The following is a 14,037-nucleotide window of genomic DNA, read 5'->3' as shown; positions in this document are numbered from 1 at the left end:
ACGGGCTAAAAGCCCGTTCCTATTCGATACTATAATTTAGAAATATAATCCATCAGTTCCCGCTTGCTGCTTTCAAAATCAAAAGCATCATAGACCACGAAATAATTATTTTTATCAGCACAACTGCGGTACATAGATTTTGCTAATGCCAGTTTTTTATCATCAAAACTGATCGCTTTTACAAGGTCCCTGATCTGTGCAGAAGTAAACATAGAAGTCCGCATCTGCTGATTGATCATGGCAACTTTCCCATCGTCAAACTTCTCATTCCTCATCATCATATCAAAAAACTGACGGAAAGAATTATTATCCATTACATTTCCCTGATGAGACCAGTCTCCTGACTGATTTCCGTACGGATTATTCCATACATCATTCCAGTCATTAAAGCCATACTGGCCCTGAACAGGATAAGAATCCAGAAGATACAAACCTTCATTGGTGAAGAAATCGAGTACCACTCTACTGTTATTGCGAAGCATCAAGGTGGTTCTGTAAATCAGAAAACCATTCTCGTAGATGGAGATAGGCATTCTTCCTGAAGACAAATCAAAAAATCTGTATTTTCCGGAGCCGTTTGCCATCATCTGATCACCAACCTCAACTGTAAAAAAGCCCTGTTCAGGAATTCTCAGAAAAACTTCGGCATAACCGTAATTTCTGTTCCATTGATAGTTAGGGCTTTTTATTCTGTTTTCATTTCTATTTCTCTGAGGAATCGGAGTATTTCCTGATCTCGACTGATCAAAAGTTCTATTTTTTTCATCCGGGCTTTTAGAAGCTCTCATTTCTGTGGTAGAAGCTTCATTTTTTAATAATTCTCCTGCCTTTCCTGCTTCCTGGGCCAATGAGCTGATCCCTGCCAAAAGCATCCAACTGATAAAAATCTTTTTCATCTATTAAATTTTCAAAAATCTATCTCCATTTTCATGCCATAAATAGCGCAAAATAGGCTGTCTCAAAAGAAACAGCCTATTATTTTTAAATATTTAAATGATTAAATCTTTAATCAAATATTACATATGGATTGGTCTTTTTCCCGTAGCATCCAATGCAGCTTCTTTAATCGCTTCTGCATACGTAGGGTGGGCGTGAGAACTTCTTGCGATATCTTCTGCACTTGCACGGAATTCCATTGCAATTACACCTTCAGCAACTAAATCTGCAGCTCTTGCTCCAATCATATGGAAACCAAGAACTTCATCAGTTTTTTCGTCAGCGATGATTTTCACCAAACCATCGATATCGCCACTTGCACGGCTTCTTCCTAAAGCTCTCATCGGAAAAGACCCAACTTTGTAAGCTACACCTTCTTCTTTCAATTGCTCTTCAGTTTTACCAACTCCAGCAACTTCCGGCCATGTGTATACCACTCCAGGAATTAAATTATAATTGATGTGAGGTTTTTGTCCAGCCAAAGTTTCAGCAACAAAAACTCCTTCTTCTTCAGCTTTGTGAGCCAACATCGCTCCTTTAATTACATCACCGATTGCATAAATGTTTGCAACATTGGTCTGTAAATGATCATTTGTTTTTACTCTTCCTCTTTCGTCAAGTTCTACACCAGCTTTCTCCAATCCAAGACCGTCTGTATAAGGTTTTCTACCTACAGAAACTAAACAGTAGTCTCCTTCAACAGAAACTTCTTCTCCTTTTTTGTCTTTTGCAGTTACTTTTACTGTATCTCCATTTCTTTCCACTGCAGAAACTGCTGTAGAAAGCATGAATTTCATACCTTGCTTTTTCAGAACTTTAGTCAATTCTTTGCTTAAAGCTCCATCCATTGTAGGGATGATTTTATCCATAAATTCAACAACAGTAACCTGAGCTCCAAGTCTCAGATAAACTGAACCTAATTCAAGTCCGATTACTCCACCTCCGATTACTACTAAATGCTTAGGAATTTCTTTTAAATTTAAAGCTTCCGTAGAAGTGATCACTCTTTCTTTATCTAAAGTGATGAAAGGCAAAGATGAAGGTTTAGAACCTGTTGCAATGATTGTATATTTAGAATCGATGGTTTCAGTAGAACCGTCGTTTTTTGTAACTTTAATCTGAGTCGCAGATTCAAAACTTCCAAGACCTTCAAAAACAGTAATTTTGTTTTTGTCCATCAAGAAGTTGATTCCTTTTGTAGTCTGCTCTACTACTTCATTTTTTCTCGCAATCATTCTTGCGATATCTGCTTGCGGCTCATTAATGATAATTCCGTGACCTGCAAAATTGTGTTTTGCATTTTCGAAATGCTCAGAGCTGTCAAGAAGTGCTTTTGACGGAATACATCCAACGTTAAGACAAGTTCCGCCTAAAGTTGAATATTTTTCAATAATTGCTGTTTTGAAACCTAACTGTGCGGCACGGATTGCAGCAACATAACCACCGGGACCAGAACCTATTACGGTAACATCGAATTGACTCATGTTATTGTATGAATTTGTTTATTATTATCTATCTTAATTCTCACAAATTTACATATAAATTACCAAGCACCAAAGTGAGTTTTATCAATTTTAAAAATGATAATTATATGCTTTAGTTTTATGAAAAATATTATTTTATGAACTTGATATTTTCTTCATTCCCTTCTTTCAGATAAATTGCGGTGAAGACAAGTGGCTTTTCTGCTGAGGTATTGTCAAAATGAAGAATTTTTACATTTTTAGGCTCATAAAAAGCATCGCCTTCATGAAGTATCACTTTCTGCTGTCCTTCTATCTGAAAAACAGCTTCCCCTGATTTTATCATTCCTAAAACGGGACAAGGATGCAGATGTTCGGGAGCTCCCTGACCTGCAGCCATTGTTATTTCCTGAATTTCTGCAGATCTAATGGTCTGATCAATAGCCGTTTTTAATAATTCTTTTCTGGAGATCGTCTTCTGCTGAGCCATTATTACAACAGCATTCAGTATCAAAATAGCAGTTATAAATGGTTTCATTGATATGATATTTAATTGTACTGTTTTACTTATTAAATCAGCATCAAATACTATATATTTAATTTTCCTTGCCCAAATTCACCTGTGCTTTCAAAAAATGACCCTCCATACACATACCATTCAAGGTTTTCCAAATACTCCACTGCATTTTCCGGGGTTATCTGTAAACGATCTTTTTTCGAAACAATTCCTTTGTACCATCTTCCTGATTTTGAAAAACTTTCATATTCAACAAAATAACGAATCCATATTCTTTGGCACAATTTACACTGTTGAATGCTTACTTCTCCATATCTTCCGTTAGTATGATCTATACCCAATTCTGAACTTCTATATTCAGTATAATTAGAATCGGGTTTTTCACAAGAGCATCCTATTTTGGGAATTTTATTCATTGACATTTATTTTATACGGGGCCAAATCTAAGAAAATAAAACCCCATCAGACAAACAATAGGACAATACTATTTCATTAAATCCAGCAAAACCTGCTCATATTTGTCTAATATAATATTCTTCGAAAACCTGGATTTAATCGAGTTTTTTATAGCATCCCGATTATAATTGCTGTGCAGCACTCTTACAATCTGATGGGCAAACCCATCATAGTTTTCAATATTTGAAACTTCACCGTTTACATTGTGCTGGATAATCTCATTAATCCCGCCCGGACAGTTATTGGCCAGAGAATAAATTCCACATGCACCTGCTTCCAGAAGGACATTTGGAAAACCTTCATACCTTGAAGAAAGGACAAATAAATCTGCATATTTCAGATATTGATAAGGATTTTCCTGTCTCCCATGGAAGATGACTTTTTTCAGTCCTAAAAGTTCTTTTGTCTGAAGCAGAAGATCTTTATCTTTTCCATCACCTAAAATATGAAGCATAATATTTTCATTTTTCAGTCTTGAAAAAACTTTCAACAGGTTATCGAATCCCTTTCTGGATGATAAATTGCCAATTGCTACTACATTCTTATAGTTGTATTTGAAACATTCAGGCTTTAAGGATAATGCCATTTTATCTTCAATAAAATCAAAGTCTACAGGATTATTGATCTTAACAATTCTTTTCTTTTTAATATTAAAATTATCGACAAGATCTTTCATCATATCATCACTTTGAGCAATGATTTTTTGATAGTTATTGTAAAAATTATAGAAAAATTTAATTTCTTTCCGTGTGACATGCTGCGTCACCACATTGGTTTCACGGGCAATGAATTTTGTTCTTGGAAAAAGCTTTATAAATAGAGACAAATAAGCATTTACTTCCCCAAAACCGGAGAATACAATATCGGGTTTTCTTCTGTAGATTTCTCCTAAAATAGGCTTTAATGAATGCCTTATTCTTTCAGTATTGATGTCGATAATTTCAACGTCTTTTTTCAGAAAATTCAGATATCCGCCTTGTTTACGTAACAGCAAAATCTTAGGTTCAAACCGATCTCTTGAGAGATGATTTGCTATAGTAGTAACAATCCTTTCTGCTCCCCCGGTTTCTAAGTCCGGCAGAATAAATATGACAGATATCTTTTTCATCACTGTAAAGTTAATAAAAAGTTTGGTTATGTTTAAAATGAAGCCAGCGTGTATCGATACTTATTAACAGAAATTAACTAAACTTTAAAAGAGGAATTTATTTTGTATTTATTCTAAACATAACAAACGAAAAAATACATTAAGCCCATCAATTGATGGGCTTAATGTATTTTTTATTATAATGAAATTTTAATTCGCTACGTCACTGATAAATTTTATCCTCAGCATCCTCACCTCCTCATCAGACAATTCATCTCCGAACTCGTCCAGCAATACTTTCATGCTGTCACTTTCAGATTCGTTCATAAATTCCATGAAGCCGTCTACAATATCTTCGTCAAAATTATCTTCAATATAGTAATCGATATTCAGTTTTGTTCCCTGATAGACAATCCTTTCCATTTCTTTCAAAAGTTCATCCATAGAAAGATTTTTAGCTCTTGCTATGTCTTCAAGATCAATTTTTTTATCAGTGCTCTGGATAATGAAAACTTTATGGCTCGATTTGTTGGCCACCTGCTTCAATACCATATCCTGAGTACGTTCTATATTATTATCTTCTACATATGTTTTGATGTAATCCGCAAATTCTTTACCGTACTTTTTGGCTTTTCCTTCTCCTACTCCATAAATTTTAGTGATCTCATCTACTGTAATCGGATACTGAACCGTCATATCCTCCAAGCTAGGATCCATAAATACAGTATACGGTGGAATCCCATGTTTCTTGGCTACTTTCTTTCTAAGTTCTTTTAACAGGTTAAAAAGTTTTTGATCCAACCCTCCTCCAGCTTGCTGCTGTATCTGATCGCTCTCAGCTTTTGCCTGGGTAAGATCAAATTCTTTGTCTTCAGCAATTAAAAAGAGATCTTTAGATTTTCCATTCAGAACCGTTTTTCCCTTTTCTGTAAGCTTTAAAACACCATAGGTTTCAATATCTTTCTGTAAAAAGTTCTGAACAGTAGCTTGTCTAAGGATTGTTTTCCAATAATTATCTTTTTCATCTTTTCCAAAACCAAAATGAGAAGTTTGCTCTAGTTTGTATGATTTCGTCACTGCAGTTTCTTTTCCTACGATGACAGAAATCAAATCTTTGGATTTGAATTTTTCTCCTGTATCATTAATCAGTTCCAGCGCTTTTTTCAAGTCAGCAGTTGCATCCTTTAATTTTGGCGGATTGGAAGAGTTGTCACACATATTGGCACCATCTCCTTTTATCGGATCAAAAGTTTCTCCAAAATAATACAGAATGTATTGTCTCCTGCTCATAGAAGTTTCGGCATAGCCTACCACTTCATTTAAAAGTTGTAATCCGATTTCTCTTTCAGAAACAGGTTTTTGCGCCAGGAATTTTTCTAATTTTTCAATATCTTTCGGATCGTAGAATGCCAGACAATGGCCTTCACCACCATCTCTTCCTGCCCTTCCGGTTTCCTGATAATAGCTTTCCAGTGATTTTGGAAAATCATAGTGGATCACAAAACGGACATCCGGTTTATCAATTCCCATCCCAAAGGCAATGGTTGCCACAATTACATCCACGTCCTCCATCAGAAACTTATCCTGATTGGTCACCCTGACTTTCTGATCAAGACCGGCGTGGTAAGGAAGTGCATTGATTCCGTTTACCTGCAGAAGCTGGGCAAATTCTTCAACTTTTCTTCGGCTCAGGCAATATACAATCCCTGATTTCCCTTTATGCTGATTGATAAATTTAACAATCTCCCTATCTACGTTGATTTTCGGACATACTTCATAGTATAGATTAGGACGGTTGAAACTTTCCTTAAATACCAATGCATTGGTCATTCCCAACGTTTTCTGGATATCATCCTGAACCTTAGGAGTGGCAGTAGCTGTCAAAGCAATCACCGGTACATTGGCAATTTTGTCTATAATCTGTTTCAGATTCCTGTATTCAGGCCTGAAATCATGTCCCCACTCTGAAATACAGTGGGCTTCGTCAATAGCAAAGAAAGAAATTTTCACATCTTTCAAAAATTCCAGATAATCATCTTTAATCAATGATTCAGGAGCTACATACAGAAGTTTGGTTTTGCCGCTTTTGATATCGTCAAAAACCTGTTTGGTCTGCGTTTTGTTCAATGATGAATTCAATACATGTGCTACCCCGTCTTCAGATGAAAGGCCGTTCACTGCATCTACCTGATTTTTCATCAACGCTATTAAGGGCGAAACAACTATTGCTGTGCCTTCCGAAATAAGTGCCGGAAGTTGATAACATAATGATTTTCCACCTCCTGTAGGCATTAAAACAAATATATCCTTCCCATTCAATAGGTTCTCTATAATTTGTTCCTGCTGGCCCTTAAATGTAGAAAACCCAAAATACTTTTTCAATTCGCCTGATAAATTGGCTTTTTTTGCGCTCATCTAATTTTCTATTGCTAAATTTGCAACTCACCCAAAGTTATAAAAATTCTGCTTAAAATAAAAGCGAACGAATTTATAAAAATAAAATTTATATTAAATATTCTTTTTAAAATATAACGTTTTTTAAGAACTTTTTTGTATACCTTATTATCGTAAAATGGATAGAACCAACATTATATCAATTGCAAAAAACACTTTAGAAATAGAGATTTCTGAGCTCGAAAAATTAAAAAATAGAATTGGCGATCAATTTGCCCAGGCCGTAGAAATCATCCACTCGGCAAAAGGAAAGCTCATCGTAGTAGGAATAGGGAAATCTGCCCATGTAGGAAACAAAATTGTAGCTACATTGAATTCTACAGGTACTCCTTCTCAATTTTTACATGCTTCAGAAGCGATCCATGGAGATCTTGGGGTTATTCAGAAGCAGGATGTGGTCTTGTGTATTTCCAATTCTGGAAATTCTCCCGAAATCGCCAATCTGGTTCCTTATTTAAAAGGTTATTCTTCAGCTTTAATCGGAATGACCGGAAATAAAACCAGCAAACTGGCTGAATTCTCTGAAGTTATTTTAGATACACATGTTGACGTTGAAGCATGCCCCAATAAACTCGCTCCTACCAGCTCTACTACAATTCAGATGGCATTGGGAGATGCATTGGCGGTTGCTTTAATGGAACTGAACGATTTCAAGGCCAATGATTTTGCCAAATTCCATCCGGGAGGAAGCTTAGGAAAGAACCTTACATCCACCGTAGAGCAGTTCCTTTCTTCTCAAAAGCCTCAGGTTGCAGAAGATGCTTCGATAAGGGATGTGATCATCTCGATCAGTGCTTCAAGCCACGGAATTACAGTGGTCACCAATGGAGATCAGATCATCGGGGTCATCACAGATGGAGATTTGAGAAGAATGCTGATGAAAGGAGAAGACATCAATAAAGTTTTGGCTAAAGATATTATGTCTTCCCATCCAAGAACGATTGAAAAGGAAGCTCTTGCCAAAGAAGCTATGAAAGTTCTGAAAGAAAATAATATCGGCCAGCTGATTGTAACGGAAAACGGGAAGTATTTCGGAATTATTGATCTGCATAAACTTCTGGACGAAGGGATTAACTAGATACTAAAGACCGGAAGGAGATGGAAAAGTATGGTTATATAATGTTTGGATTAAAAGTAAAATCTAACTAATGATGTACAGACTCTCACTTCTATCATTTTTTTATATAAATTTGCGCATTAAAAATTTTATTCTGTGAGTGATGGTAAAGACATGTCCTTTCTTGGGCATATAGGAGAATTAAGAGGACACCTGATCCGTTCGATTATTGCTATCATAATTGCGGCATTTGTGGTGGGCTTTAATATCAACTGGATTATGGACCACATCTTTTTTGGGCCTACCAGAAATGACTTCCCTACATTCAGAGTTGTCAATCATTTTTCAAGAATGATTTTGGGGGAAGATAGTATTCACCTTCCAAAAGAATTCCCTGTGCGTGTACAGAGATTGTATCAGCAGTTCAATGTGATGATGGCTGTTTCTATTTTTGGAGGAATGGTGGCTGCATTTCCATATATTGTATGGGAATTATGGCGTTTTATTGGTCCGGCTTTACATCCCAAAGAGAGAAAAAATTCTATTTATATCATCAATGCGGTATGGATGCTTTTCATGACCGGAGTATTATGCGGGTATTTTTTAATCCTTCCATTTGCGGTTAATTTTGGGGTTATTTTTAAAATCTCAGATATTATCGTTCCGCTGTATGACTTAAGTGATTATACGACTCTATTTTTACAGGTGGTTTTAGGTATGGGAATTATTTTCCTTTTCCCTATTTTGATCTATTTCCTTACCAGCATTGGAATTCTGACCCCTGCATTTATGAAAACCTATCGCCGTCATGCTATTGTTTTGATTATGGTAGTTGCTGCAATCATTACTCCGGCAGACGTTTTAAGTATGATAATGGCTGCGTTACCGCTGCTTGTCCTATATGAATTCAGTATTATGATGTGTACATTCACTTATAAAAAAGCACAGAAAAATAACGGAAACCTTCCGGTAGTACAGAAATAAATTAATAAATAAACAATAAAAAAGCGCTGGTTTTGCAATGCAAAACCAGCGCTTTTTTATTGTTCCCTTCAAAAAAACCATGTATATTTTTCTTAAAATATCGCCATTCGTTAAATTTTTTTTCACAAATAAGACTAATTAAAGATTTCATTTCGTTTTTTAAATTAAAATCAATAAATAAATACATTTGATTCATTATTCCTATTTAATTTATTAGATTTACAAAAAATTCACAAACAAACCAAAACAACTACATTATTTCATGAAAAAGAAAATTATTTTCGTTTTTGCGTTAGCAATTGGGCTGACAAGTTTACAAGCACAGCGTTGGGAACCTGTATCCCAAAAAATCATTCCGATCAGGAAAGAAGTTAATGTTATTTACGCTTACAAATTTGATCTTAATTCACTAAGAGAACTTTTAAGAAATGCTCCGGAAGCAGGAAAAGGAAGTCCGGTAGTCGTCTCTTTACCTACTACTGATGGAAGAGTTGAAAGATTCTCTGTGTACAGCTCGCCTGTTGTTGAAAAATCAATGGCAGAAAGATATCAATTGGGCGCTTACTCTGGTGTAGGTCTGGATAATCCCAGCAAGCAGGTAAGATTCAGTACAGCACCAAATGATTTCCAATCGATGCTTTTTGATACTCGAACAGGTCAATATGAATTCATAGAGCCAATTAATAAAGAAAAGGATGTATTCGGGGTTTTCTTTAAATCCAACAAAACATCAGACGGCAATCCTTTTGAATGTAAAGTATCTGAAACCGAGCAGTCAAAAAAGCAGATGAAAAAGCTGCTCAATTCAAAAACTACTTTGGAAAAAGCCGGAAGTCAAAAAAAAAGTAATGATCAAAAATACAGAACGTATAGGTTAGCTGTTTCTGTAAATGGTGAATATACCCAATTAGCAGGAGGAGTTCCCGGAGCCGCCGCCCGCATTAACGCTACTATAAACAGGGTAAACGGTGTCTATGAAAAGGATTTAGGAATTCATATGGTGGTACAGGATTTACCACAACTGATTTTTACAGATCCCGCAACGGACCCCTACTCAAATGTTGTTCAAAATCCTAACGGTTCTTATTCTGCACCTGATGCATGGAATCTGGAAGTTCAACAAACTTTAACGAATACTGCCGGTGTAGGGAATGGGGCTTATGATGTTGGCCATTTTTTCGGACACAGAGGGGGTGGTGGATCAGCCGGTGATATCGGAAATGTATGTAGAAACCCCGCCAATAATAGTGATGATACTTCAAAAGGGGCAGGAATCACTTCTCCTAGTGTCAATGATCAACCTTTTGGTGATGCCTTTGATATTGATTATGTAGCTCATGAGCTGGGACATCAGTTTGGAGGGCGCCATACGATGTCTGTCGTTCATCCTCAGACCGATCGTCCAATAGAACCAGGATCAGGATCTACGATTATGGGCTATGCCGGAATTACTGCAGCAAATGTTCAAATGCATTCTGATGCCTATTTCCACGTACTCAATATTGAACAAATACAACAATATGTAAATTCTCAAAACTGTGGTATTACTATTCCGGTTGCCAATACTCCACCGGTAATACAGCCAATTCCTACGAAAACTATTCCCAAAGGAACAGCTTTCGTACTGACTGCAAGCGCTGCAGATGCCCAAAACGATCCTATGACGTATACCTGGGAGCAATATGACATCGCAACTGCTAAATTTAATAATGTGGATGCCAATCGTACTAATGGAGCTAACTTCAGGTCACTGCTTCCTACAAATTCTCCAACACGTTATTTCCCGAAGCTATCCAGTGTTCTTAATGGAAATCTTACCAATGCTCAGGACTGGGAAACAGTGTCTAATGTGAGCAGGGAAATGAACTTTAAAGTTACTGTAAGAGATAATAATCCTGATATTGCCCAACAACAAACTCAGAGCAGCCTGGTCAAAATAAACGTAGGAAATGACGGACCATTTAAACTATCATCATCTACAGTATATAATAACACGTCAGGGGCTATTACCTGGGACGTAGCCAATACAAATAATACTATTTATAACGTAGCAAATGTTAAGATAGATTATACAACTGATAATGGAAATACATGGACCGTTATCACACCATCAACACCTAATGACGGAGTAGAGCCGTATTCATTTTCGACACTTGCTGCTGGTGCCAATGTAAAGATAAGGGTAAGTGCTATTGACAATGTATTTTATGCTATTGGAAATGCTACTGTTTCAGCTGCTTCTACCTGTTCTTCAACAGCACCAACGGGAGTTTCTGTTTCAGGAATAACCAAATCTTCTGCTACTGTAAGCTGGCCGGGTGTACAGGGAGCTACTTATTCTTTACAATATAGAAAAACAGGAAGCTCTGCATGGACTACCACTCCGGTCACTACAAATTCTTATGCTATTACAGGACTAGAAGAAGCCACACAGTATGAAGTACAAGTAGCCAACGTATGCGCATCCACAACCGGAACCTATTCCACATTTACTAATTTCACAACACTTTCATTTAGTGTATGTGCTGTTTCTTCAGATTCTTCGGATGAGTTTATATCGAACGTTACTGTAACTCCTACTGGTATGGCAGCTGTTTCGAACAACAGTGCCGCATCAGCTTACACCAATTACACTACAGATCCTACAAAACTAATTACTCTTAAAAAAGGTTCTTCGGGTAACACCATCAGTATAGCAAAACAATGGTCGGGCGCCAAATACAATGAAGGGGTAACTGCATGGATAGATTTTAATAAAGACGGAGTATTCTCAAGTTCTGAACAGATCTACACCAGTGCTCCTAATAAAACAACTCCTGTTTCAGGATCATTCTCTGTTCCTAATGATGCATATACCGGAGGAAATATTATCATGAGAGTAATGATGGCTTACAACAGCCAGCCTCTGGATGCATGTACCAGCCCGGAATATGGAGAAACTGAAGACTACCCTATCCTTATACAGGATGCACTTAGTACAAAAGATGTAACACAAAATAACAGTACCATTCAGATTTTCCCTAACCCGGCAACTGATGTTCTGAATGTGCTTAAAGTTTCCTCTAAAGCTCAGTTTATCATTACTAATGCAGCAGGACAAATTGTAATGAGTGGCCAGATTAATGACAATAAAATTTCTGTATCAAAACTGATTACAGGAGCTTATATCATTTCAATTGAAGATAAAGGAACTACTTCAAATCTGAAATTCATCAAAAAATAAAACCTATCAGTATTTACAGCCCGGCAATAACCGGGCTTTTTTATGCCTTCCAAAAATTTATATTTAATTTGAACTCCGACATGTGCCTATTAATTTAATTTTATACTTTTGAGAAGTATTAATAAAAATTGTAATGAAAAAATTATCATATACACTCTTATTTGCATCAGGGATCGTTTTCGGGCAGTTCTTTGAGAAAGATAAGACTTTCACTAAGCAGGATATTTTAAAAGGTTCCAATACTGAATTCAGAAATTTCTGGGATGTCAAAAAATATGATCTTTCTGTAGAGCCTGATTTTGAACAAAAAAGCATTAAAGGAAATAATACAATCAGCTTTGAGATCATCAAAGATGTTACCAATCCTGTTTTCCAGATTGACCTTCAGCAGCCCATGAAAGCTGATAAAATAGAAGGAAGCCTTCCTATTGTAAATTACAAGCAAGATGGAGACTTTATTTTAATTACAACCAATAAAAAATTCAAAAAAGGAGAAAAATATACCATCAACGTTATGTATTCCGGAAAACCTACCATTGCTAAAAATGCTCCATGGGATGGAGGCTGGGTTTTCACTAAAGATAGAAACGGAAATCCATGGATGAGCGTTGCTGATGAAGGAATAGGTGCTTCAATCTGGCTTCCTACAAAAGATATCTGGAGTGACGAACCTGATAATGGCATCGTTATGAACATCATTACTCCCAGCAATCTTGTAGGAGTTGGAAATGGAAGACTTACCAACCAAAAAACGGAGGGGAATAAAACGACATATACATGGGAAGTAAAAAACCCTATCAATGCCTACTCTATTATTCCCAATATTGGTAAATATGTGAATTTCAAGGATACTTATGATGGAGAAAAAGGTAAACTTGATTTAGATTACTGGGTACTTGACTATAATCTGGATAAAGCAAAGAAACAGTTTCAGCAGGTAAAACCTATGCTTTCTGCTTTTGAGTACTGGTTTGGACCTTATCCTTTCTATGAGGATTCTTATAAACTGGTTGATTCACCCTACTTAGGAATGGAACATCAAAGCAATGTTGCTTACGGAAACGGCTATCAGAATGGCTATCGTGGAAAAGATCTTTCCGGAACTGGAGTTGGGATGAAGTGGGACTACATCATCATTCATGAAAGTGGTCACGAGTGGTTTGCTAATAATATTACGGCAAAAGATCAGGCCGACATGTGGATTCATGAAAGTTTCACCATGTATTCTGAAGTTCTTTTCACAGAAAAATATCTGGATAAAAAATCGGCAGAAACTTATATTATAGGCCTTAGAAATACTATTAATAACGACATCCCTATTATTGGACAGTATGGAGTAAGAAATGAAGGCAGCGGAGATATGTATCCAAAAGGAGCCAATATGCTTCATACGATAAGACAAGTGATCAATAATGATGAAAAATTCAGACAGATTCTGAGAGGACTGAACGAAGATTTTTACCATCAGACCGTTACCACCCAACAGATCGAAAAATATATTTCATCAAAATCAGGAATCGATTTCTCAACAGTTTTTGATCAATATCTGAGAACAATAAAAATCCCAACCCTTGAGTATACTCAAAATGGTGATACTTTAAAGTTCCGATATGCAGATGGGGTAAAAAACCTTAAATTACCTATCATTATTAACGGTGACCAGACTATAAATCCTACAGAAAACTGGCAGACAGTAAAGCTTAAAAAGAATACTCCGGTTGAGTTTAACCCCAACTATTATATTAATTTTTACAGCACTACATAAAGAAAAAGGCAAATTCGCAGATCAAGCAAATTTGCCTTTTCGCTTTTTAAATTTAAAATTTTAAGAAAAGTTTAATACTTCTTCCGTAACAAAGT

Annotated in this window: 10 protein-coding genes; 4 read left to right on the top strand and 6 right to left on the bottom strand. The window is 36.3% G+C overall.

Annotated elements, in window-relative coordinates; genetic code table 11:
- Window positions 1–29: 29 nt before the first annotated feature.
- The 6 genes from AC07UM_RS15400 to recQ form a co-directional block, all read right to left on the bottom strand.
- The gene (locus tag AC07UM_RS15400) at window positions 30–896 is read right to left on the bottom strand and encodes a proline and serine-rich protein 1 family protein (protein ID WP_494683990.1); all 867 of its coding nucleotides are present in this window, start codon (window positions 894–896) and stop codon (window positions 30–32) included.
- 120 nt (window positions 897–1,016) lie between these two features.
- On the bottom strand, window positions 1,017–2,420 hold the full coding sequence (gene lpdA, locus AC07UM_RS15395; RefSeq protein WP_236854236.1) for a dihydrolipoyl dehydrogenase: 1,404 nt from the start codon (window positions 2,418–2,420) through the stop codon (window positions 1,017–1,019).
- A 130-nt stretch (window positions 2,421–2,550) separates the two neighbouring features.
- The gene (locus AC07UM_RS15390) at window positions 2,551–2,937 is read right to left on the bottom strand and encodes a cupin domain-containing protein (protein WP_494683989.1); all 387 of its coding nucleotides are present in this window, start codon (window positions 2,935–2,937) and stop codon (window positions 2,551–2,553) included.
- Between the two features lie 50 nt (window positions 2,938–2,987).
- Window positions 2,988–3,332, bottom strand: a complete 345-nt coding sequence (locus AC07UM_RS15385; RefSeq protein ID WP_494683988.1) for a hypothetical protein — start codon at window positions 3,330–3,332, stop codon at window positions 2,988–2,990.
- Between the two features lie 68 nt (window positions 3,333–3,400).
- A complete protein-coding gene (locus AC07UM_RS15380; RefSeq protein WP_494683987.1) occupies window positions 3,401–4,480 on the bottom strand; it encodes a glycosyltransferase in 1,080 nt (359 codons plus the stop codon).
- A gap of 189 nt (window positions 4,481–4,669) precedes the next feature.
- Window positions 4,670–6,874, bottom strand: coding sequence for a DNA helicase RecQ (gene recQ, locus AC07UM_RS15375; RefSeq protein WP_494683986.1), 2,205 nt, complete (start codon window positions 6,872–6,874; stop codon window positions 4,670–4,672).
- A 157-nt stretch (window positions 6,875–7,031) separates the two neighbouring features.
- Between recQ and AC07UM_RS15370 the strand changes: the two genes are divergently transcribed.
- The 4 genes from AC07UM_RS15370 to AC07UM_RS15355 all read left to right on the top strand — a co-directional run bounded on the left by AC07UM_RS15370 (window position 7,032) and on the right by AC07UM_RS15355 (window position 13,942).
- Window positions 7,032–7,991, top strand: coding sequence for a KpsF/GutQ family sugar-phosphate isomerase (locus AC07UM_RS15370; RefSeq protein WP_494683985.1), 960 nt, complete (start codon window positions 7,032–7,034; stop codon window positions 7,989–7,991).
- Between the two features lie 135 nt (window positions 7,992–8,126).
- Window positions 8,127–8,954 (top strand): twin-arginine translocase subunit TatC, encoded by an 828-nt coding sequence (tatC, locus tag AC07UM_RS15365; protein ID WP_494683984.1) that lies wholly within the window; start codon window positions 8,127–8,129, stop codon window positions 8,952–8,954.
- 262 nt (window positions 8,955–9,216) lie between these two features.
- Entirely contained in the window at window positions 9,217–12,177 is a 2,961-nt protein-coding gene (locus tag AC07UM_RS15360) for a reprolysin-like metallopeptidase (protein WP_494683983.1), read from the top strand.
- 133 nt (window positions 12,178–12,310) lie between these two features.
- Window positions 12,311–13,942, top strand: coding sequence for a M1 family metallopeptidase (locus AC07UM_RS15355; protein WP_494683982.1), 1,632 nt, complete (start codon window positions 12,311–12,313; stop codon window positions 13,940–13,942).
- Window positions 13,943–14,037 lie beyond the last annotated feature (95 nt).

Source organism: Chryseobacterium sp. GW821-FHT04C04 (genome assembly GCF_059420365.1).
The sequence above is the reverse complement of the archived record's forward strand: the minus strand, read 5'-3'. Positions and strand labels throughout refer to the sequence as shown.